General features: G+C 62.8%; 20 protein-coding genes. 5 read left to right on the top strand and 15 right to left on the bottom strand.

What is annotated here, in order from left to right:
- Positions 1-46 precede the first annotated feature (46 nt).
- Positions 47-646: a helix-turn-helix domain-containing protein gene (locus ACFJIU_RS06010; RefSeq protein WP_379068697.1), complete on the top strand. Its 600-nt coding sequence runs from the start codon at positions 47-49 to the stop codon at positions 644-646.
- Between the two features lie 90 nt (positions 647-736).
- Here the strand turns inward: ACFJIU_RS06010 and ACFJIU_RS06005 are convergent, their stop codons facing one another.
- From ACFJIU_RS06005 to ACFJIU_RS05965, 9 genes are all read right to left on the bottom strand, one after another.
- The gene (locus tag ACFJIU_RS06005; protein ID WP_379068693.1) at positions 737-1,768 is read right to left on the bottom strand and encodes a proline racemase family protein; all 1,032 of its coding nucleotides are present in this window, start codon (positions 1,766-1,768) and stop codon (positions 737-739) included.
- Positions 1,769-1,778: 10 nt separating this feature from the next.
- A complete protein-coding gene (locus tag ACFJIU_RS06000; protein WP_379068690.1) occupies positions 1,779-3,470 on the bottom strand; it encodes an aconitase X in 1,692 nt (563 codons plus the stop codon).
- Complete coding sequence (locus tag ACFJIU_RS05995) at positions 3,467-4,468, bottom strand: 4-hydroxyproline epimerase (RefSeq protein ID WP_379068687.1); 1,002 nt, start codon at positions 4,466-4,468, stop codon at positions 3,467-3,469. The genes ACFJIU_RS06000 and ACFJIU_RS05995 overlap by 4 nt, the downstream gene beginning before the upstream one ends.
- A 14-nt stretch (positions 4,469-4,482) precedes the next feature.
- Entirely contained in the window at positions 4,483-5,727 is a 1,245-nt protein-coding gene (locus ACFJIU_RS05990) for an NAD(P)/FAD-dependent oxidoreductase (RefSeq protein WP_379068684.1), read from the bottom strand.
- Between the two features lie 7 nt (positions 5,728-5,734).
- Positions 5,735-6,457 carry an amino acid ABC transporter ATP-binding protein gene (locus ACFJIU_RS05985; RefSeq protein ID WP_379068681.1) on the bottom strand — a complete coding sequence of 241 codons (723 nt, stop codon included), beginning with the start codon at positions 6,455-6,457 and terminating at the stop codon, positions 5,735-5,737.
- Positions 6,450-7,103, bottom strand: coding sequence for an amino acid ABC transporter permease (locus ACFJIU_RS05980; RefSeq protein WP_129414276.1), 654 nt, complete (start codon positions 7,101-7,103; stop codon positions 6,450-6,452). Before ACFJIU_RS05980 ends, ACFJIU_RS05985 begins: the two co-directional genes overlap by 8 nt.
- 12 nt (positions 7,104-7,115) lie before the next feature.
- Complete coding sequence (locus ACFJIU_RS05975) at positions 7,116-7,781, bottom strand: amino acid ABC transporter permease (protein ID WP_379068676.1); 666 nt, start codon at positions 7,779-7,781, stop codon at positions 7,116-7,118.
- 68 nt (positions 7,782-7,849) lie between these two features.
- The gene (locus ACFJIU_RS05970; protein ID WP_379068673.1) at positions 7,850-8,656 is read right to left on the bottom strand and encodes a transporter substrate-binding domain-containing protein; all 807 of its coding nucleotides are present in this window, start codon (positions 8,654-8,656) and stop codon (positions 7,850-7,852) included.
- Between the two features lie 149 nt (positions 8,657-8,805).
- On the bottom strand, positions 8,806-10,323 hold the full coding sequence (locus tag ACFJIU_RS05965; protein WP_379068670.1) for an aldehyde dehydrogenase (NADP(+)): 1,518 nt from the start codon (positions 10,321-10,323) through the stop codon (positions 8,806-8,808).
- Between the two features lie 120 nt (positions 10,324-10,443).
- Between ACFJIU_RS05965 and ACFJIU_RS05960 the strand changes: the two genes are divergently transcribed.
- Positions 10,444-11,481, top strand: coding sequence for an Ldh family oxidoreductase (locus ACFJIU_RS05960; RefSeq protein ID WP_379068667.1), 1,038 nt, complete (start codon positions 10,444-10,446; stop codon positions 11,479-11,481).
- An 87-nt stretch (positions 11,482-11,568) separates the two neighbouring features.
- On the opposite strand, the gene ACFJIU_RS05955 is transcribed toward ACFJIU_RS05960, so the two are convergent.
- The 4 genes from ACFJIU_RS05955 to ACFJIU_RS05940 form a co-directional block, all read right to left on the bottom strand.
- Positions 11,569-12,531, bottom strand: a complete 963-nt coding sequence (locus tag ACFJIU_RS05955; protein ID WP_379068664.1) for a dihydrodipicolinate synthase family protein — start codon at positions 12,529-12,531, stop codon at positions 11,569-11,571.
- Positions 12,532-12,658: 127 nt separating this feature from the next.
- Positions 12,659-13,363, bottom strand: a complete 705-nt coding sequence (locus ACFJIU_RS05950; RefSeq protein WP_379068661.1) for a GntR family transcriptional regulator — start codon at positions 13,361-13,363, stop codon at positions 12,659-12,661.
- A 156-nt stretch (positions 13,364-13,519) separates the two neighbouring features.
- Positions 13,520-13,981, bottom strand: coding sequence for a GNAT family N-acetyltransferase (locus tag ACFJIU_RS05945; protein ID WP_379068658.1), 462 nt, complete (start codon positions 13,979-13,981; stop codon positions 13,520-13,522).
- Between the two features lie 25 nt (positions 13,982-14,006).
- Positions 14,007-15,416 (bottom strand): FAD-binding oxidoreductase, encoded by a 1,410-nt coding sequence (locus ACFJIU_RS05940; RefSeq protein WP_379068655.1) that lies wholly within the window; start codon positions 15,414-15,416, stop codon positions 14,007-14,009.
- A gap of 154 nt (positions 15,417-15,570) precedes the next feature.
- Here ACFJIU_RS05940 and ACFJIU_RS05935 point away from each other — a divergent pair, with 154 nt between their 5' ends.
- Both ACFJIU_RS05935 and ACFJIU_RS05930 read left to right on the top strand, forming a co-directional pair.
- Positions 15,571-16,056, top strand: a complete 486-nt coding sequence (locus ACFJIU_RS05935; protein ID WP_379068652.1) for a thioesterase family protein — start codon at positions 15,571-15,573, stop codon at positions 16,054-16,056.
- 148 nt (positions 16,057-16,204) lie between these two features.
- Positions 16,205-16,402, top strand: coding sequence for a hypothetical protein (locus tag ACFJIU_RS05930; RefSeq protein ID WP_379068649.1), 198 nt, complete (start codon positions 16,205-16,207; stop codon positions 16,400-16,402).
- 78 nt (positions 16,403-16,480) lie between these two features.
- Here the strand turns inward: ACFJIU_RS05930 and ACFJIU_RS05925 are convergent, their stop codons facing one another.
- On the bottom strand, positions 16,481-16,762 hold the full coding sequence (locus ACFJIU_RS05925; RefSeq protein WP_054308215.1) for a hypothetical protein: 282 nt from the start codon (positions 16,760-16,762) through the stop codon (positions 16,481-16,483).
- A gap of 162 nt (positions 16,763-16,924) precedes the next feature.
- Entirely contained in the window at positions 16,925-17,488 is a 564-nt protein-coding gene (locus ACFJIU_RS05920) for a glyoxalase superfamily protein (RefSeq protein WP_379068645.1), read from the bottom strand.
- A 266-nt stretch (positions 17,489-17,754) separates the two neighbouring features.
- Here ACFJIU_RS05920 and ACFJIU_RS05915 point away from each other — a divergent pair, with 266 nt between their 5' ends.
- On the top strand, positions 17,755-20,460 hold the full coding sequence (locus ACFJIU_RS05915; protein WP_379068642.1) for an ATP-dependent helicase: 2,706 nt from the start codon (positions 17,755-17,757) through the stop codon (positions 20,458-20,460).
- Positions 20,461-20,465: the final 5 nt, after the last annotated feature.

Genomic DNA, 20,465 nt, shown 5'->3' with positions numbered 1-20,465 from the left:
GGTGAATTTGAATATGTCTTCGCAACCAAAGGCCAGGCAGACCGAGTTGGACGGCCAGGCCACGCAATCCTCCCTAGGCAAGAAAATCCGCAATCGCCGCCGCGCCATCGACATGACGCTGCAACAGGTGTCGGAGCGTGTCGGGTTGTCGATCGGCTTCCTGTCCCAGATCGAACGCGGCATGTCGACGCCGTCGCTGTCGTCGCTCTGCAACATCGCCGAAGCGCTTGGCACGAGCATCGACACCTTCGTGCCCGCTTCGCGCCAATCCGGCGCCGTCTCCCGTCAGGGTCAGCGCGAAGCCTTCAGCATCGGCGATGTCAGGCGCACCTACGAACTTCTGGGAAGCAGGTTCCCCGGCGCCAAACTGCACCCTTCCCTGGTACGCCGCCCGCCGGGGCACATGTCCGAGTTCATGCACAACGAAGGCGAGGATTTCGTGTATGTGCTGGAAGGAAGCATCCTGCTCGAGGTGGACGGCGAGCGCCATATCCTGAACAAGGGAGACTCGGTGCATTTTCAATCGCACCTCCCGCACCGGTCGGCGACCCTGGGCGACGAGACAACACTGGAGCTCTGGGTCCGCACGCAGCCGTTCTTTCCAGAAGATCGCGACGATGGAACCGACGGCAAGAACTCCAGGTAGATGGCTGCCACGGACGGTGGCCGGCCGACCTCGAAGGACCGCCCGGCTCTTGTCTCGACATGTTGCAGCCGATCGGTCATGCCGAACCCGCTACCTCTTCTTCGGCCAGGTGTCGGCGAGCCTGTAGCCTTCAGGCCACGGATCGTCCGGATCGAGCATGTGCTGGTGCGTGCCGGTGATCCAGGCACGGCCCGAGATTTCAGGCAGCACCGCCGGACGCCCACCCACGGTCGTGGTGCCGACGATACGGCCCGTGAAAGTCGAGCCAATCACGGAAACGGCGGTCAAACGATCTTCCAGCCCCATCTGTCCGCGCGCATGCAACACGGCCATGCGCGCGGACAAGGCAGTTCCTGTCGGTGAACGGTCAACCTTGCCGGGCTGGATCGCCACGGCGGCACCGGCGCGCAAACCTTCAGCAGTGCGCTCGACGGCGCCGGCGAACAGGCAGAATGAGAAGTGTTTCCAGTCCGGATTTTCCGGATGGTTGAAACCGAGAGCGGCGTTGGCCGCGTTGGTGATGCGCACGCCGAGCTGCGCGATATCAAGCGTTTCGTCCGGCTTTAGGGCAAAGCCCATCGCCGCCGCATCCACGATGACGAATGAGTCCCCGCCATAAGCGGTGTCGACCGTGAGCGTCCCGACCCCTTCGACTTCCAGTTTTGCATCCAGGCGATCGGCAAAACTCGGCAGGTTGCGCACGAAGATGCGCTCGGCCTTGCCGTCGCGGCATTCCGCCCGCACACGCACCAGCCCACCAGGCGCCTCCAGTGTGATCTCCGTCACCGGCTCCCGCATCGGCAGAATGCCGCTGTCCAGCAGCACCGTCGAAACGCAGATCGAATTCGAACCCGACATGGGCGGCGTGTCTTCCGGCTCCATGATGATGAAGGCGGCATCCGCCTCCGGATGTTTTGGCGGCACCAGCAGATTGACGTGCCGGAAAACGCCGCCGCGCGGCTCGTTCAGGACGAAATTGCGCAAGGTGTTGTCGCGGGCGATCCAGCGGCTCTGCTCCCAGATCGTGTCGCCCGGCGGCGGTGTGACGCCACCGACGATCACGTCGCCCACCTCGCCTTCGGCATGCGCCGAAATCACGTGGATGGTTTTTGTACTGCGCATCGGGAACTCCTCAGGAAAGCCAGGCGGGCAAGCGCACCGGCACACGCCCGGTAAGTGCTGCGGTCACGCAGTCGGCAAGGCTGCCGAGACGTACTGCACGGCCGGACAGGCCGGGGCCATAGTGGGCGTACTTGCCGGAATTGGTCATCACGGCGCGTGTGTGCGTGGGGAACACCGGCTCCGAGATCGAGCACCAGCACAGGTCTGGCACCACCTGCACGCCGCATTGTTCAAGCCGCTCCAGCGTGCCCTCGGTGCGGGCATCGGCTATGACCGCATTGCCCGCGGTAACGATGACCGCCGCATCCGGATGGCGTTTGCGTCCGTCGAGCACGGCTGCAAGCGCGCGGCATTCCTCCAGCGAGGCGTGCGGGCTGCCGATGGCGACGAGTTCGACCTCTTCCGGTCCCGCATTGAGGTTTTTCCATGCTGCGGCCAGGTCTGCACGCGTGATGACGGCCTGGTCGGCGTCGGCTGCACCAGCACCGTCGGCTTCAGGCGTCACCCCTTCGACATGCAGCATCGGCGCAGCCGAGGTCGTGCCGAAAGCCGCGCACAGGGCCTTGAGATCGTCGCGCGACGGTCGAGCCGCGCCAAGCCCGCGCAGCAGCGGGATCCGATCCGGCGCGGCATGGCCGGCAAGATAGCCGACCAGCGGCCAGAACGCATCATCGACGCCACCCGGGACCTCCACGTCGATGATACGCCGCGCCTTGCGGTGTTCATCGAGATAGACACCGGAAAGCGGGGCACGACCGGTCAGGGCAATGCACAGGTCGAGGAAATCGGGATGCTTTGCCGTGCGGGCACCGAGCACGGAATTGGCGAAGATCACCGCGTTGGACTCTGCCCAGGCGACGGTTTCGCCGCCCTTCGGCGCGCTGTCGAGCAGATAAGGCGAACAGGTGAATGTCGGCCTGCAGCCCATGCGCACATAGGCATCGGCGAGACGCGCGGCGGGATCGCCGAAATCGTGGGGCACGCCCTGTTCCTGCCAGTTGGCGCGGTCCACCGAGATGGCATTCATCGTCGTCGGGACCCGAACCCGAGCGCCGAGCTCCGCCATTTTTTCGGCGAAAGTCAGATTGGCGGGGCTTGCATAGATGCAACCGTCGATATGCGCCTGCGTCACGTCCACCAGGCTTCGCGCGCCCTGCTGCACGGCCATGGCGCAGATGATGCGCGTGGCTTGTTGGACGGCAACGCCACCCTGCCCGACGAGCATAGCACGATCGGCCTCGGTAAGCTCGAGCGCGCCACTGGCCGGAGGATCGACAGGGATCGTCAACCCGTCGGCTTCGATCGATGTATCGCTTATCCGCGCGGTCTTCGCACTGGCCAGCGCGGCAAAGGCCTGCGGTGCCAGACGTAGGACCGGCAGAGGTTTACCGAAAAGCTCCGATGCGATCAGCGCGCCGAGGGTGAGCACGTCCTCGGCTTCCGAAAAGATGAGCGCCGCCGGCGCGCGTCCACTCAGCACCAGGTCCAGCAGTACGCCGGAACCGGTACAGGAACCGCGGCTCGATGGCATCATCAGGATAGCGCCGGTCAGGCAGCTTCCATGAAGCGGATGGTGCACATCGATCACACGCGCCGTGCCCGGATCGACGCCGCCCCAAAAACTCAGCGCTTCCTGTGTCGTGATAACGGGGCCTTGGGCGACGCCGCCAAGGATCGACCGGGCGGGAGAGCTGTCGTTCACTTGACGACGAACCCGTGCGCGAAAGGATCCCGGTCGTCGATGAAAATGGTGTTGATGCCGGTCATGCGTGCCCAGCCCGCGATCGAGGGAATGATCGCGTCGCGATCAGCAACCTTCGTTGCCGCCTCCACCCTGCCGTTGAACAGCGAACCGATGATCGATTCGTGCACGAACTCGTCACCGACCTTCAGCTTGCCCTTGGCCGCAAGCTGCGCCATGCGGGCTGAGGTGCCTGTACCGCAGGGCGAGCGGTCAATCGCCTTCTCGCCATAGAAGACGGCGTTGCGGGCATGCGCGCCATCCTGCGTCGGCTTGCCGGTCCACTGGATGTGGCTGAGGCCTTTGATCTCGGGATGCAGCGGATGCACGAACTCGTACTTCGCATTGAGCGCGGCGCGCAGCTTCGGCGACCAGCCGACAAGTTCGCCTGCCGTATGGTCGGCCATGTCGCGGAAATTCTTCTGCGGCTCGACGATGGCATAGAAATTGCCGCCATAGGCAACGTCGACAACGATCTCGCCCAGCCCTTCGACTTCCGCTGTCAGACCCTCGGCATAGTGGAAGCCAGGGACATTGGTGAGCCGCACTTCCTCGACGAAACGCCCTTCCTGGCGATAGGTGATGTCGACCTTGCCGGCAGGCGCATCGATGGAAAGCTTGCCGGGCTCGCGCGGCATGATCAGGCCGTTTTCGATGCCCATCGTAATGGTGCCGATGGTGCCGTGGCCACACATCGGCAGGCAGCCGGAAGTCTCGATGAACAGCACCGCAACGTCGCAGTCCGGTCGTGTCGGTGGATAAAGGATCGAGCCCGACATCATGTCGTGCCCACGCGGCTCGAACATCAGCCCGGTGCGGATCCAGTCGAATTCGCGCAGGAAATGCGCACGCTTTTCCAACATGTTCGCGCCTTCGAGGCGCGGTCCGCCGCCAGAAACAAGGCGAACCGGGTTTCCGCAGGTGTGTCCGTCGATACAGGAGAATGTGTGGGTTGCCATGGGCGGGACCTTGGTCAAAAGCGTTGCGGCGAGAACGATGTAATGTCGATGGCGGGCCGTTGCCCGGTCAAGAGATCGGCAACGATACGCGCCGTGCCCGCCGACTGGGTCAAGCCAAGATGGCCGTGACCGAAGGCGTGAACGATATGCGGTGTCGCCCGCGCAGCGCCGATCGCTGGCAGGCTGTCCGGCAAGGAGGGGCGAAAGCCCATCCACTGTACCCCACCCTGCGACTTCAGGCCGGGCAGGAACGCCTGTGCCTTCTTCAGCATGGCCTCGGAGCGGCGGAAATTCGGCGGCAGCTTCAGTCCGCCGAGTTCCACCGCACCGCCGACGCGAATGCCGGTGGACAAGCGGGTGACGACGAAGCCGTGACCGCCAAACGTTACCTGGGTGCGAAGGTCGAAGGCATCCTGTGGCAAGGTGGTGTTGTAGCCACGCTCGGTCTCCAGCGGAATGGTTTCGCCGATGGTGGCTGCGATGCGGTGGGAAAATGCGCCGGCTGAAAGCACGACCTTGCGGGCACGCCGTACGCTTCCATCCACGGTCACAACCTCGACCCCGTGCTCGGTCGGACGCAATGCGCTGACTTCAGCGCGTTCTATGATGCCACCCGTGTTGCGGAAAGATTCGGCCAGCGCAAGCGTGTACAGCCGAGGATCGGCGATGGAATACCAGCCGGGCGTGAACGTGCCGTGGGTGAAGCGCGACGCCAGTCCAGGCTGGATCTCCTCGATCTCAGTCTTGCTGAGGTGCAGGAACTCGATGCCGTGTTCTTCCCGTGCCGCCCAGCCGGGCAGCGAAGCCTTGAACTCCGCCTCACCCTCATAGACCTGGAGATTGCCTTCCTTGCGCAGCATGGGCAACGTATCTGTCTGCCTTAGGAAGGGTTCCAGCTCGGCCCTCGACAGATCCATCAGCGCCGTCTGGGCGGCGGTCGAGTGAGCCACGCGCCTGGGCGAACAGGCACGCCAGAAGCGGAACATCCAGGGCGCGATCTGCACGGCGTAGGCCGGCGGCACCGACAACGGCCCGAGTGGATCAAGCAGCCATTTCGGCGCTTTCTTCAGGATACCAGGCGAGGCGAGCGGCAGGATGTCAGTGAAAGCAAAAGCGCCTGCGTTGCCGGCGGAGGCACCGGCGGCTGGGCCCTCGCGGTCCAGCACGGTGACACTCAGTCCGCGCCCCTGTGCGGCGATTGCCGCCGAGAGCCCGACGACCCCTGCCCCTATGACGATGACGTCGACCTGCTTTTCCATTTTACTTTCAATGCGTTGCCGCGAGGAACTTCTTCGTCTCGGCATGCTGCGGCGCGTCGAACAGCTGCTCCGGCGGCGCAATTTCGGCCATGATCCCCTGATGGAAGAAAGCGACGCGATCGGAGACCTCGCGGGCAAACTTCATTTCATGGGTCACGCAGATCATCGTCATGCCTTCGGAAGCGAGCATCCTGAGCGTATCCAGTACTTCGCCCACCAGCATCGGGTCGAGTGCCGACGTCACTTCGTCGAACAACATGTATGTGGGAGACATGGCGAGCGCACGCGCAATCGCCATGCGCTGCTGCTGGCCGCCCGACATGCGGCTTGGATAGACCGAAAGCTTCTCGGCGAGACCGACATGGGTCAATTGCTTCACCGCGATTTCCTCGGCCCGCTCCTTCGACAGGCCAAGCACCTTGCGCGGCGCCAGCATGACGTTTTCCAGCACGGTCAGATGCGGGAACGCATTCCATTGCTGGAAGACGATGCCCACTTTTTGCCGGAGCTTGTTGAGGTCCGTGCTCTTGGCGTGGACATCGGTACCGTCGATGATCACCCTGCCTGATGCAATCGTTTCGAGCCCGTTGATGCAGGTGAGCAGGGTCGACTTGCCCGAACCGGAGCCGCCGATGACGGTGACGACCTCGCCTTTCCGGACTGTCAGGTCGATGCCTTTCAGGACCTCCAGCGTGCCGAAGGATTTGTGGACGTTTTCGATCTCAATCATTGGGTGACCAGCGTTCTTCGAGATACCTGCCAAACCGGGCAATGGGCAGGCTGATGACGAAATAGATAGCGCCGCACAGGAGCAGGATGAACAGCGGCTCCTGCAGGCGGGTTACAAGAATCTGCGAGGCCCGCAGCAGTTCGATGAGGCCGAGCCAGAGCACGAGCGCGGAATCCTTCATCACGCCAAGCGTCAGCCCGATCCACGACGGCAACGATACACGCGTGGCGAGCGGCGCCACGATGTAGCGCATGTCCTGCCACCAGGTCATGCCGAGCGAACGCGCCGCGCGGCGTGTGTTGACCGGCACTGCGTCGATACCGCCGCGAACGATCTCGGTGCAGTAGGCTGCGGTGTAAAGCGACAGCACCACGCAGGACGTGGTGAAGGGTGGCCAGCCCAGCTTCGCGATGGACTGCAAGGCATTGCCCAGCACAAGCTGGATGAGCAGCGGCACCGATCGGAAAATATCCAGGGCAAAGGTGAGTGGCGCCGACCAGTAGGGTCCGAACTGGAAGCGGATGACACCAAACAGGATGCCGAGCACCGTGCCGGCGGCGACAGAAACCGCCGTCACGGCAAGCGTCATGCCGGCGCCCTGGGCCAGGAAGGCGAGATCACTCCAGGTGAGAGCTGTGCTGAACATCCCTACCCCGCCTCAATAACGGAACAAGCGCGCGGCAAGCAGGCGAGCAGCCAGCGTGACCGCCTTGGCGATGAGGTAATAGATCACCGCCGCAAGCGCGAAGAATTCGAAGGTGCGGAACGAACGGGCGTTAAGCTCCTGCGTGACACCGGCGAGATCGGAACTCATGCCGACAGTCACGCCGAGCGACGTCATCAGGATTGCCCAGACCATCTGGTTGGTTGCCGGCAGAAAGGCAATGCGCAGCATCTGCGGCAGCACGATGTAGCGGAACGCCTGCAGCGGGCTCATCCCCAGCGAACGACCTGCGCGCGCCTGTGTGTCGGGTATGGCCTTGAGCGCACCGCGGAAATTCTCGGCCAGATAACCGGCATTGTTGAAGGCGATGCCGGCGAGCAGTGCCGTGAAAGGACTGAGGTGGATACCAAAATTGCCGAGCCCGAAATGCGCCATGTAGATCTGGAACAGTGCCGGCGTGTTGCGAGCCACTTCCACCCAGGCGGTGGCAACTGCGGAAAGGACACGGTTGCCCGAAAGCCGGAACACGGTGAGCGCGATGGCCAGCGCAAGCCCGATCGCCATCGACAGAAGCGCAATTTCCAAGGTGACCAGCGCACCGTCGAGCATTTGCGGCAATGCCCTGAGCGCCTGGTTCCAGTGGAAGGTGTAGCTGAACATCGCCGCTTCGCCTTTCGAAGGGATCGGCGGCGCGAGACTTGCCTCGCGCCGCCCGTGAAACGGTCAGATCAGCGGTAGACGCCGTTCACCGACAGCGACGGCAGATCGCCGCCAACCCACTTCTTGTAAAGCTCCGCATAACGGCCGGTACGGACCTGCTGGTTGATGAACAGGTTCAGGTAGTTGATCAGGCCGTATTCCTCGCGATTGGTGAAAAGCGCGACGTAGTCGATGTCGTACGGCGCCTTGCCGACGACCGAAATGCCGGGGAACTTGCCCGTCTTCACATTGGCCTGCGCAACCGTGGAGGTGGAGACCGTCGCGTCGATCTGGCCCTGGCTCAGCGCCAGGAAAACATCGGCCTGGGTCTGGTACGGGCGGAATTCGCCGGCGCCCCATTCCTTGACCGACTTCTCGAGCGCGATCGCCTCGAACGTGCCGGCGGTGGCGCCGACCGTCTTGCCCTTCATGTCTTCGAACGATTTGACACCCGACTTGTCATTGGCGGTGACGGCCATTTCGAAGGCGAAGTAAGGGATGGTCATGCCCACGGTCTTGGCGCGTTCAAGCGTGTCGGAGGTCGAGGCGACACCGACATCGACGCGGCCGGACATCAGAGCCGGGATGCGCTCCGGGAAAGGAGTTTCCACGATCTCGGCCGTCACGCCGAGCGCCTTGGCGAGATCGTTGCAATAATCGACGTCGAAGCCGATTGGATTGTTGCTCGCATCACGCGCGCCCATGGGCGGGAAGTCGAGCACCACGGCGCAGCGCAACGTGCCGGAAGCGATGATGTCGTCGAGCTTGTCGGCATATGCCTGACCGCCCAGCGCGGTTGCGGCCATGAGCCCGAAGGCGAGGACCGAGATCTTCATGTTCTACTCTCTCCCTGAGTGTTGCCGGTCGGTTGACCGCGCGCACTATTTCGCGTCGTCGCGGACAAATCAATCACAAAATACAAATTGTATGCAGTGATTATACGATTTTAATAATTCTACCTGCCCGCGAACACCCCTCCAGGTCCTCAACCGGTGAACCCCTCGGGCAACAGCGCTTCCGGAACGTTCTGATAGGCAACCGGCCGCAGGAAGCGGCGAATGGACAAGGTGCCGACGCTGGTCGCACCGAAATTGGTAGAGGCGGGGTAAGGTCCGCCATGCACCTGGGCATCGACCACCTCGACGCCGGTCGGAAAGCCGTTGACCAGAACGCGCCCGGCCTTGCGTTCAAGAACAGGCATCAGGCGGCGTGCCGCCTCGGTATCCGCCTCGTCCATGTGAATGGTCGTGGTCAGTTGGCCCTCGAAACCGCGGGCGAGTTCTTCCATCTCGGCCACCGACGCGACCCTCACCACCAGGCCGAGCGGTCCGAAAACCTCTTCGCCCAGCGCATGGTCGGACATGAACTGCGCCCCGGTCGTCTCGAACAGATTGGGGGTCGCGGCACGGCCCGAAGGCTCGGTCACCAGCAGAGGTTTGACCGAATTGCGCTCGGCAAAGCGCGCCTGCCCGTCGCGATAGGCCTTTGCGATGCCGTCTGTCAGCATGGTCTGTGCGCCGACCTTGCTGAGTGCATCGGTCGTAGCCCCGATAAAGCGATCGGCATCGGCGCCGTCGACCACGACGGCAATGCCGGGATTCGTACAGAATTGACCGGCGCCTAGTGTCAAGGAACCTGCCCAGCCCTGCCCCAGCGCCTCGGCACGTGTCTTGAGCGCCTCGGGCAGCAACAGCATCGGATTGACCGAGCCGAGCTCGCCGAAGAACGGGATCGGCTCCGGACGAGCCGCGCAAAGGTTGAACAGCGCCCGGCCGCCAGCGAGCGAGCCGGTGAAGCCGACGGCCTTGATCAGCGGATGCTGCACCAACGCCTCGCCGACCTGACGGTTGCCGCCCTGGATCAGCGAAAAGACGCCTGGGTGCACGCCAGTCCTTGCGATCGCCGCCTCGATGGCCTGGGCGATGATCTCCCCGGTACCGGGATGCGCCGAATGGCCCTTCACCACAACCGGGCAGCCCGCAGCCAGGGCCGCCGCCGTATCACCACCCGCCGTCGAAAAGGCCAGCGGGAAGTTGGAGGCACCGAAGACGGCGACCGGCCCGACCGGGCGCTGGATCAGCCTGATCTCTGGCCGGGGCGCCGGCTGGCGCTCCGGCATGGCCGGATCGACGCGGCGGTCAAGATAGTCGCCCTTTTCGATGTGGTCGGCAAACAGCCGAAGCTGCCCCGTCGTGCGGCCACGCTCCCCCTGGAGCCGCGCTTCAGGCAGACCGGTCTCCTGGCTGCCGATTTCGGTGATCGCCTCTGCGCGCGCCTCGATCTCGTCGGCAATAGCGCGCAGGAACTCGGCCCGTGCCGCACGTGGCGAGTTGGCGTAGCTCCAGAAGGCATCCTCCGCCGCTTCGCAGGCCCGGCTCACCAGATCCACGGTACCAACGGCAAAGGCGTACGCGGGGCCATGCGCCGGAGCACTTTCGAAGGTGCCCGCGCCATCCAGCCACGCGCCGGCGACGAGGTGTTTTCCCTTTGGAGTGAAGGCCATTTGAGGTTCCTGTCCTGGATATGCGGGGAATGGGTCGCGCGAATTGCGATTGTCGCTTAATTGTATACTCTATGTATGCAAGATATCAACCCAATCACTGCCCGTATCGAGAGGAAGACCATGCCTGCAACCACCACCATGCCGACCGTCACGCTTCATGAGCGCGTCGAGGCGATCTTCAAAAAGGCGGGGTTGAACGACATCCAGGCGGGCGCGCTTGCCCGCGTCATCGTCGCGGCGGAACGAGACGCCTGCAAGTCGCATGGCATTTACCGGATCGAGGGCGCGCTGCGCACCGTCAGGGCGCAGAAAGTGGTGCCGGATGCGGTGCCGGAACTGGTCGAGCAGGACGGCTCCGCGATCGTGCGGGTCAACGCCCGGCGCGGCTTTGCCAATCCCGCCTTTGAACTTGGCCTGCCGGTTTTGGTGGAACGCACCCGGGTTCTGGGGCTGGCGGCGCTTGTCATCAACGACTGCACACATTTCTCCGCGCTCTGGCCGGAAGTCGAGGCCTTGACCGCACACGGTCTTGCCGGACTTGCCATGTGCCCGAGCTATTCGACCGTAGCACCAGCCGGTGGCAACAAGCCGCTGCTCGGCACCAACCCGATGGCCTTCGGCTGGCCGCGCCCTGGCAAAACCCCCTATGTGTTCGACTTCGCCACGTCCGTCGCCGCCCGTGGCGAAATCGAGCTGCACCGCCGTGCCGGCAAGCCTTTGCCCGAAGGCTGGGCGATCGATGCCGAAGGACAGCCCACCACCGATCCTGACGCCGCGCTTGCCGGTGCGATGCTGCCCTTCGGCGGCCACAAGGGCTCCGCCATCAGCACCATGATCGAGCTGCTTGCCGGCGTCATGATCGGCGATCTGATCAGCCCGCAGGTGCTCGATTATCTAGGCACCACCACCCTCGCCCCTCCGCATGGCGAACTCATCATCGCCTTTTCTCCCGAGGTTTTTGCGAAAGGCCGCGAGGGCAATCCCCTGGAACGCGCCGAAGCATTGTTCGATGCGATTGCTGGCCAGGGAGCCCGCCTGCCCTCGCGGCGCCGTTATGCAGCTCGCGCCAGGTCAGAAGTCGAAGGCATCACCCTCACCGAAGCCGAAATGGAACAACTCGACAGGCTGTTCGCGCTGGGACTTGAGGCCGTTGCCTGAAAACACTCGCGCGCCCTGAACGGCTTCATGCCAAAACAAAAAGCCCTCCCGCCGGGAGGGCTTTTTTCACATCCGATATTCGAAAGATCAGGCCTTGTTTGCCTGCACGGCGCCGGGCAGCTGGCTCCACGCCGCGTACCAGCTGTTGAACAGTTTGAATTGCGTCTCGCAATAGCCACGCTGGCTGTCGCTCAGCGCATCGGTTTCGTTGAAGTGCAACGTGTATTCCTTGTCACCCTTCAGCACCATCATGTGCTTGAAATAGAGAACGAGATCCGGGCCTTCGTCGAAAGAGGACAGGACACCAAGCGCCTGCTCCAGTTCCTGCGCGCGCTGACGCGCCTCGACGTCGCCCGTCGCCGCAGCCTGCGACAGATTGCAGAGGTGGATCACTTCCTTCGGCAGCACGTTGCCGATACCCGTGATGGCGCCCGTAGCACCGCAGTTGACGAAGCCATGGAAGACAGCAGTGTCGACACCGATCATCAGTGACACACCGTCATCGCGGCTGGTGATGTTTTCGGCCGCGTAACGCAGGTCGGCGTGACCGCCGAACTCCTTGAAGCCGACGAGATTGGAGTGCTCGGCCCGCAATGCGAAGAACAGGTCGGCCCGGGTGGCGAAGCCATAATAGGGGCTGTTGTAGATCACCGCGGGCAGGTCGGGCGCTGCCGCCAGGATCGCCTTGAAATGGGCCTTCTGCGCCGTCAACGACGACCCCCGCGACAGCACGCGCGGGATCACCATCAGGCCCTGGGCGCCGACCTTCTGAGCGTGTGCCGCATGGGCCACGGCCGAGGCGCTGTTGATGGCACCGGTTCCGACGATCACCGGCACGCCGGCCTTGACCAGGCGCTCGACGCCTTCCATGCGCTGCGCATCGGTCAGCAGTGGCCAATCGCCCATCGAACCGCAATAGACGACGGCCGACATGCCGTCGGCGATCAGCTGCTTGCCCTTGGCGACGAGGGCATCGAAATCGGGGCTGCGGTCCGCTTTGCACGGTGTCATCAAAGCCGGAATTACGCCGGAGAAAATCCTCGCCTTCATCTCAAAAGCTCCTGTTGGCCTGTCACTTCGGCAGAAGAAGCCATGGCGCAGCCGTGCGCAATCCCTGCCCTCGACAGCGATTATACTCTTTGGATTTTATTTGTCGACAAGAAATCGACAACGATTCTTACAGCGCGACGTTCAGGTGCCCACCGCGCGTGAAAAGCTTCTGGATCTGGTCGACGATCTGCTCCGCATGGACCTTCGCCAACCGATCGGCCGCCTCGACATCGCGCGCGGCAATCACCGCGATCATGTCCTCATGCTCGTCGACAAAACGCTGCGGCAGCCGATCGTCATAGGACTGATAATAGAGGCGCAGCAACCGCCGTCCTTCATTGAGAAGCCGTCCGAACAGACTGGTGAAATACGGGTTGCGGCCGGCTTCCGCGATTGCCGAGTGCAAAGCCGCGTTGGTGGCGATCATCGCCAGCGCGTCCTGTTCCGCCACGGCCTTCGCGAACTCTGCTTGATGCGCCCGGATAATCCTCAAGTCCTCCGGGCGATGGTGTTCGGCAGCCAGGCGCGTGGTGATGCGATACATCAACACCAATGCATCGAAATACGTATGCATGTTCAGGAAATCGATGTTCGACACCATGGTCGACCGGTTGGGAAGCGTGTCGATCAATCCCTCGCCAGCCAGTCGAACCAGGGCTTCGCGAATGGGCGTACGCGACATCTTGAACCGTTCGGCCAGTTGCACCTCATCGATCGGACTGCCCGGTGGCAGCACGAGATCGAGGATTTCGTCGCGCAGGAGATCGTAAACGACCTTAACACCGGAGCCACGCTTGCGCTCCGGGCGGGACGTCATGTCGGCAGTGGTCATCGCAAAACCCTCATGTCGACAAAATGCATACGTTTCACAGCCGCCCGGATCAAGGTTCGATGGGGGTTATGGTCATGTTCTTGAGGTTGCGCGTAATCGTGCCAGTACATTCAGGCTGAATGGTCGAGCCGTTCCACCTGCTTTCATTCGGCTGCCTTATTTCGGCGCGGGCCGGTGCATCACGACGACTTCACGCGATGTGCCACCCTCGTCCTGCGAACCTCTCGAGACTTCGATGAAACCCAGACGCCTGTAGAAACCGATGGCCCTCACGTTCGCGGCGTAGATCTCCACGTCGAGCGCTCCCTTCAGCGCTGCCGCATGCAACACCAGCGCCTTGCCGAAACCGCCGCCATGCGCTGACGGATCGACAAACAGGCCGCCGATGAAGTTATCGATCAGGCCGATGAAGCCCATTTGCCTGCCGCCGTCCTCGACCACCCAATTCTCACCCTGCCTCAGGTAGACATTTCTCACTTCGGCCTGCTGATCGAGCAGTTCCTTCTCGACGAAGAAGGGATGGCCGACGCGCGAGGCTGCCAGCCAGATATCGGCAAGCCGGTCACGGTCTTGATCGTCGCGATAGGCGCGAACCGTCATGCCCTGTTCAGCGTTCATGGGATTGTCCTGCAGGGAGTGATTTCTAGGCCGGCAATATCTTGCCAGGGTTCATGATGTTGTCGGGATCGAGCGCGCGCTTGATCTGTCGCATTACGTCCAGACCATGGCCGTGCTCCGCCCTGAGGAACCCGACCTTGCCCTGCCCGACGCCATGCTCCCCAGTACAGGTGCCCTCCATGGCAATCGCCCGCATGTTGAGGCGGGCGACGAAACGCTCGACCAGCGCCACCTCTCCGGCGTTCTCGGGATCCATCAGCGCCAGTACATGGAAATTGCCGTCGCCTGCATGACCGACGATCGGTGCGATCAGGCCCATTTCGGCGATATCGACCTCGGTTGCGGCCACGCACTCGGCCAGCCGCGAGATCGGCACGCAGACATCTGTCGATAGCCCCTTGGCGCCGGGCCTGAGCGTCAGCGATGCCCAATAGGCATCGTGACGTGCCTTCCAGAGCTTGCTGCGCTCCTCGGCGACCGCAGTCCACAAGAATGGCCCGCCGCCATTTTCTTCCGCGATCATGCCGAAGGTTTCGGCCTGCTCGGCCACGCCGGCATCACTGCCGTGAAACTCCAGGAAAAGACATGGGCTCTCAGGATAATCCAGTTTGGAATAGATCTTCATCGCCCGCATCTGCAAGGCATTGACGAGTTCGATGCGGGCGACGGGGATGCCCATCTGGATGGTCTGGATCACCGCTTGCGACGCCGCTTCCAGCGTCGGGAACGGACATACGCCCCCCGAAATCGCCTGCGGTATCCCCTGCAGCTTCAGCGTCAGTTCCGTGATGATCCCGAGCGTACCTTCCGAACCGACCAGGAGGCGCGTGAGATCATAACCAGCCGAACTCTTCCTGGCGCGCCCGCCTGTCTTCGCGATTTCGCCGTCCGCCATGACGGCAACCAGCGAAAGAACATTTTCGCGCATTGTGCCGTAACGCACCGCATTGGTACCCGATGCGCGTGTCGCCGCCATGCCGCCGAGCGTAGCGTTGGCGCCCGGATCGATCGGGAAAAACAGGCCGGTGTCGCGCAGATGCTGGTTGAGCTGCTCGCGCGTCACGCCGGGTTCCACCCGGCAATCGAGATCCTCGGCGTTGACGGCCAGAATCCGGTTCATGCGCGAGAGGTCGACGCAAATGCCGCCGCCCGGCGCATTGACGTGGCCTTCCAGCGAAGTGCCGACGCCAAAGGCGATGACCGGCACACGATATTCCGCGCAGGCCCGCATCACCGATTGCACCTCTTCGGTCGTCTCGCAGAAAGCAACGCCGTCCGGTGCCTGGGTCGGAATATAGGTGGTGGTGTGCGCGTGCTGCTGGCGAATCGCCAGCCCGGTCTGGAACCGTTCGCCAAGGTGCTGTTTCAGGATGCGGAGGACGGCAGCGATGCCATCCTCATTGCGTTCGACCGGTACGAGGTCGCTCAGAGCCATGCTTTCCTCCGCGATTGGACCATCGCGGCCCTTGTTCTCGAGTTACAGCTGCATAAGCATGTCGCGCAAAAATGTGCAGCGGTTTTGCGATGACGACATGCGCAAAATAAAGATCTGCTAGCACGCCGTGTCCAGCGCCAGAGGAAACATCGCAATGTCCATAGCAGCCCCCTTCGTCTCCCGCGTCATGGACATCGAGAACGACTGGATCGACTACAATGGTCATCTCAACATGGCCTATTACAACGTGCTGTTCGACCGTTGCTCGGACGACGCCTTCGAGCTGATGGGCATGGGGCCGAATTACGCCCGCGACCGCAAGCTCACCATCTACACGGCCGAGGTGCACGTCTGTTACGTGCAGGAACTGCATCTCGACCACAAGGTGACAGCCACCTTCCAGCTTCTCGACCACGACGAGAAGCGGTTGCGTGTCTATCAGGAAATCCGCCATGTCGACGGCTGGCTTGCAGCAACGTCTGAATCGCTTTCGCTGCATGTCGACATGGCCGGACCGAAGGTGGCCCCCTTCCCGGCGGATGTGCTGGCCAAGGTCGAAGCGATGCGCGAAGCCCATGCCGGTCTGCCCATGCCGGAACGTGCTGGCCGTTCGATCGGCATCCGCCGCAAGACCGGCTGAGGGCAAGACCGTTAACCTTAATCAATTCTGAACGGGGACAACCCCTTTGCCGTCGTTGAGCGAATCGACGGCGCGCCGGAGAAGGCTATCCAGGGTGAACTTGAAAGCCTTGGAGACGGGACGGAGAAAATCTGGCCCAAGCGCGCGCATGAAAATCGATATCGAGGCTCTCTCGGAAAAACTGGCCGCCGACCCGCGCATCAGCGACTACGACTTCTGGCGTTCGCTGAAGAATCTCAACAACGAGATCTTCCAGATCGCAAACTCCAACGAGCCGATCCCCTTCGACATGCTGCGCTGGCGCGCCATCATCAAGCAGGCGCGGTCCAAGCGAGGCTCTGCCTGAGGCCAACCGGACTCCGGTCAGGGGATCGGCGAAACAGTCAACTGCCCGAATGTCCCGCGCCTCGCGACGCGTGACCGCTCAGGCGAGCGCCAGCGTCGACAGAAGCGCGAGCAGGAATGAGGCCGCGACCATGGCCGCATAGGCGCGTGGCAGGTCGAAAAGGATCATGTGGCCGGCGATCCAGGCGGTTCCTGCCGCGCCCAGCGCATAAAGGAAGCCGTTGCGGTGGCCATAGACCAGATTAGCCGCCATCAAGCCGCCGATGATGAGCGCACCGAAAACCACGATCACGGCAATGGCTGCCTTGTCGAAATTGTCGTCCACCGTGGTCGGGGGTTTGGAGTCGAACGGTTCTTGCATAGCCTCGCCTTGAATGGTTGGCGCGGACAGACTTAACCGACCGCACCAAAGGAGCAAAGACTAAACTCGTCCGCCGCGACGATAACAAGGCGCTACTGTGGATTTCAGGAAACGCTTGCCGAAAATATTCGTGCAGCGGCAAACACTGAAGCCGGTGCCTGATCAATCGTCTGCGACGATCTCCATGAAGCGGATGCGGTTGCCGAACGGATCGGTCACCTCGACCTCCAGCCGATCGTCCACCTTCTCCAGCCCCGGCTTCATGTAGCGATAGTTCTTTGCCGCCAACTCACGCTGGAATGCCTCGGCGCCGGCCATGTAGACGACCATGTTGCCGCCTGGACTGGCATCGCCCGAATGCTCGGACAGATGCAGCCTGAGGCCTGCGCGCGATACCTGGGTGTAGAGCGGGAAATTATCGCCGTAGCGATGCTCCCAATCGACGGCGAAGCCAAGGAAGCCGAGATAGAACTCATGCGCCTTGGCGACGTCGAAGATGCGCACGATGGGCACCGCCTGCTCGAAAACGATGTCACCGCCCGCCTTGCCCGCCGTTTCCCTGCCCTCGTTCCGCTGGATCCGGGCCGAAAGGATGTTCCAGGTCTCGACGCCGAACTGGCGAGCGACGATCTCCAGCGCCTCGGAATGGGGAATTTCGATGTTCTTGGCGGCAAGCGCCTCGCGCATGGCCTTTGCCATCGCCTTGGCGTCCAGGAATGTACGCATGGTCTGCGATCCTTCTCGTCGGGACGAAGAGCTTCACCGGGGCCCGCATTGCCAGTGCCTTCGTCCCGGGGACAAGGACCAGACTGGATCGTGACGACGCATTCGCCATACCTGTTCGAGGCGCGGACAGCCGGCTGCGTCGAGCCGTTGCTGGACGCTATCCATGTCGCATCGGGCCGTCAACAGCGGTCAAAGCTGTCGAATCCGGGAACAGTGTGTGAACATTGCTGGCCTTTCTCGCCCGAATCACTACATTCGGAAACGAAATGGCCGGCGATCATGACATGCCCTTCTTCGACGAGGACGACGCTCCGCGTTTCGACGCCGCGCGTGCATCTTCCTCGCAGGCGGCCCCGTCCGGTATTGCGGCTCGCGCCATGGCGGCACGCCAGGGGCACAACAACCCGCCTGAATATCTGAAGGGTCTCAATCCTGAACAACGGCAGGCGGTGGAAACCACCGAAGGTCCGGTGCTCGTTCTGGCCGGCGCAGGCACCGGCAAGACGCGTGTGCTCACCACCCGCATCGCCCATATCCTGGCCACCGGGCGCGCCTTCCCCAGCCAGATCCTCGCCGTCACCTTCACCAACAAGGCCGCCCGCGAGATGAAGCATCGCATAGGCGTGCTCGTCGGCGAGGCGATCGAGGGCATGCCGTGGCTGGGCACTTTCCACTCCATCGGCGTCAAGCTGCTGCGCCGGCATGCCGAACTCGCCGGCTTGCGGTCGGATTTCACCATCCTTGATACGGACGACGTCACGCGCCTGATCAAGCAGTTGATCCAGGCCGAAGGTCTGGACGACAAGCGCTGGGCGCCGCGCACCTTCGCGCAGATGGTCGACACCTGGAAGAACAAGGGTCTCGCACCCGACGAGATTCCGGAAGGCGACGCACGCGCCTTCGCCAATGGCCGCGGCCGCGAACTCTACCGTGCCTATCAGGAACGGCTGACAACGCTGAACGCCTGCGACTTCGGCGACCTGCTGCTGCATCCGATCCGCATCTTCCGCAAGCATCACGACGTGCTGGCGGAATACCATCGCAAATTCAAATACATACTGGTCGACGAATACCAGGACACCAACACGGCGCAGTATATGTGGCTGCGGCTCCTGGCCCAGCGGCCGAAGCAGTCCAGTACCATGCAAACGGCCGAAGGCCGAGCGCGAGACTGGGCGACCGAGCCGTCGCAAGATCTTCGCGGAGCGTCCGCGCCGTCAGGCGCGGAACAGCGCGGGAGCGAAAACAAGGTCAATATCTGCTGCGTCGGCGACGACGACCAGTCGATCTATGGCTGGCGCGGCGCGGAGGTGGACAACATCCTGCGCTTCGAGAAAGACTTTCCGGGCGCTACCGTCATCCGCCTGGAGCGCAACTATCGCTCCACCGCCCATATCCTGGGCGCGGCTGCCCATCTCATTGCCCACAATGAAGGCCGCCTCGGCAAGACGCTGTTCACCGACCGACCCGATCCGGAAGATCCCAGGGTCAATGTGCACGCCGCCTGGGATTCGGACGAGGAAGCGCGTGCCGTCGGCGAAGCCATCGAGGCCTATCAGCGTGGTCGCCACAAGCTGAACGACATGGCGATCCTCGTGCGCGCCTCCTTCCAGATGCGCTCCTTCGAAGACCGCTTCATCGAGATCGGGCTCAATTACCGGGTTATCGGCGGTCCGCGTTTCTACGAGCGCCAGGAAATCCGCGACGCCATGGCCTTCATGCGCGTCGTCGCGAATTCCGGCGACGACCTCGCCTTCGAGCGCATCGTCAACGTGCCGAAACGCGGCCTGGGTGATGCCACCATCCGCCAGATCCACGATACGGCCCGCGCGCTCGGCGTGCCGATGCTGGAGGCTTCCGCCCGGCTTGCCGAAAGCGATGAGCTGAAGCCCAAGCCTCGGGCGGCGTTGCGGGAAGTCGCCGCCAACTTCGCGCGCTGGCAGAGCCTGATCGATTCCACACCGCACACCGAACTCGCCGAGATGATCCTCGAGGAGAGCGGCTACACCGACATGTGGAAGAACGACCGCTCCGCGGAAGCGCCGGGGCGGCTTGAAAACCTCAAGGAGCTCATCCGCTCCATGGAGGAATATGAATCGCTGCGCGCCTTCCTCGAACATGTCGCGCTGGTGATGGACGCCGAGCAGAACGAGGGTCTCGACGCGGTTTCCATCATGACGCTGCATTCTGCCAAGGGCCTGGAGTTCGAAACCGTGTTCCTGCCTGGCTGGGAGGAAGGCCTGTTCCCGCATCAGCGTGCACTCGACGAAGGCGGCCGCTCCGGCCTGGAGGAAGAGCGTCGCCTGGCCTATGTCGGCGTCACCCGCGCCAAGAAGAACCTGCACATCTGGTTCGTCTCCAACCGCCGCATCCATGGGCTGTGGCAATCGACCATTCCCTCGCGTTTCCTCGACGAATTGCCGGAAGCGCATGTCGAGGTGCAGGAAGGCAACGGCTCCAGCTACGGCGGTTATGGCAATCCTTATGGCGGTGGTTCCTTCGCTTCAGGCCGCGGCGGCTTCTCGGCCGGTCGCCAGAACCCGTACGGAGCCTCGCGCTTCGACAGTATCGGCTCGCCTTCGGGTGGCCGCGCGGCGCGCGGCGATCAGGGCGGCTCTTTCTCCAACAGCTACGCCACGCCAGGCTGGCAGCGAGCGCAGCAGAACCGCACCGAGGCGACCGACCGCAACTGGGGTACCCGCAGCGGCCACCAGGTCGAGCGCATCGGTTATGGCGAAGTCGATTCCGGCTATGGCGCCGGCCGCACTTCGGTGAAGGGCCGCACCATCGAAGGCGAACTGGTGGCGAAGTCGGTTGCCGACGCTCCTTCAGCCTTCAAGGTAGGCGACCGTGTGTTCCATCAGAAATTCGGCAACGGCAACATCGCGGCCATCGACGGCAACAAGCTGACCATCGATTTCGACCGCGCCGGGCAAAAGAAAGTGCTGGATGGGTTCGTGAAGGCGGTGTGACCGAA

The sequence above is a fragment of the Mesorhizobium sp. UC74_2 genome, from assembly GCF_042701485.1.
In the GTDB taxonomy this organism is placed as follows: domain Bacteria; phylum Pseudomonadota; class Alphaproteobacteria; order Rhizobiales; family Rhizobiaceae; genus Mesorhizobium.
The sequence above is the reverse complement of the archived record's forward strand: the minus strand, read 5'-3'. Positions and strand labels throughout refer to the sequence as shown.

Bases quoted from the DNA above. Each gene is read 5' to 3' on its own strand.
- ACFJIU_RS05975 (WP_379068676.1), bottom strand. From the start codon at position 7,781: ATGTTCAGCTACACCTTCCACTGGAACCAGGCGCTCAGGGCATTGCCG.
- ACFJIU_RS05965 (WP_379068670.1), bottom strand. From the start codon at position 10,323: ATGGCCTTCACTCCAAAGGGAAAACACCTCGTCGCCGGCGCGTGGCTG.
- ACFJIU_RS05915 (WP_379068642.1), top strand. From the start codon at position 17,755: ATGGCCGGCGATCATGACATGCCCTTCTTCGACGAGGACGACGCTCCG.
- ACFJIU_RS05970 (WP_379068673.1), bottom strand. From the start codon at position 8,656: ATGAAGATCTCGGTCCTCGCCTTCGGGCTCATGGCCGCAACCGCGCTG.
- ACFJIU_RS05935 (WP_379068652.1), top strand. From the start codon at position 15,571: ATGTCCATAGCAGCCCCCTTCGTCTCCCGCGTCATGGACATCGAGAAC.
- ACFJIU_RS05985 (WP_379068681.1), bottom strand. From the start codon at position 6,457: ATGATTGAGATCGAAAACGTCCACAAATCCTTCGGCACGCTGGAGGTC.
- ACFJIU_RS06005 (WP_379068693.1), bottom strand. From the start codon at position 1,768: ATGCGCAGTACAAAAACCATCCACGTGATTTCGGCGCATGCCGAAGGC.
- ACFJIU_RS05955 (WP_379068664.1), bottom strand. From the start codon at position 12,531: ATGAAGGCGAGGATTTTCTCCGGCGTAATTCCGGCTTTGATGACACCG.
- ACFJIU_RS05990 (WP_379068684.1), bottom strand. From the start codon at position 5,727: ATGGAAAAGCAGGTCGACGTCATCGTCATAGGGGCAGGGGTCGTCGGG.
- ACFJIU_RS05980 (WP_129414276.1), bottom strand. From the start codon at position 7,103: ATGTTCAGCACAGCTCTCACCTGGAGTGATCTCGCCTTCCTGGCCCAG.
- ACFJIU_RS05920 (WP_379068645.1), bottom strand. From the start codon at position 17,488: ATGCGTACATTCCTGGACGCCAAGGCGATGGCAAAGGCCATGCGCGAG.
- ACFJIU_RS05930 (WP_379068649.1), top strand. From the start codon at position 16,205: ATGAAAATCGATATCGAGGCTCTCTCGGAAAAACTGGCCGCCGACCCG.
- ACFJIU_RS05925 (WP_054308215.1), bottom strand. From the start codon at position 16,762: ATGCAAGAACCGTTCGACTCCAAACCCCCGACCACGGTGGACGACAAT.
- ACFJIU_RS05950 (WP_379068661.1), bottom strand. From the start codon at position 13,363: ATGACCACTGCCGACATGACGTCCCGCCCGGAGCGCAAGCGTGGCTCC.
- ACFJIU_RS05960 (WP_379068667.1), top strand. From the start codon at position 10,444: ATGCCTGCAACCACCACCATGCCGACCGTCACGCTTCATGAGCGCGTC.
- ACFJIU_RS05940 (WP_379068655.1), bottom strand. From the start codon at position 15,416: ATGGCTCTGAGCGACCTCGTACCGGTCGAACGCAATGAGGATGGCATC.
- ACFJIU_RS05945 (WP_379068658.1), bottom strand. From the start codon at position 13,981: ATGAACGCTGAACAGGGCATGACGGTTCGCGCCTATCGCGACGATCAA.
- ACFJIU_RS05995 (WP_379068687.1), bottom strand. From the start codon at position 4,468: ATGGCAACCCACACATTCTCCTGTATCGACGGACACACCTGCGGAAAC.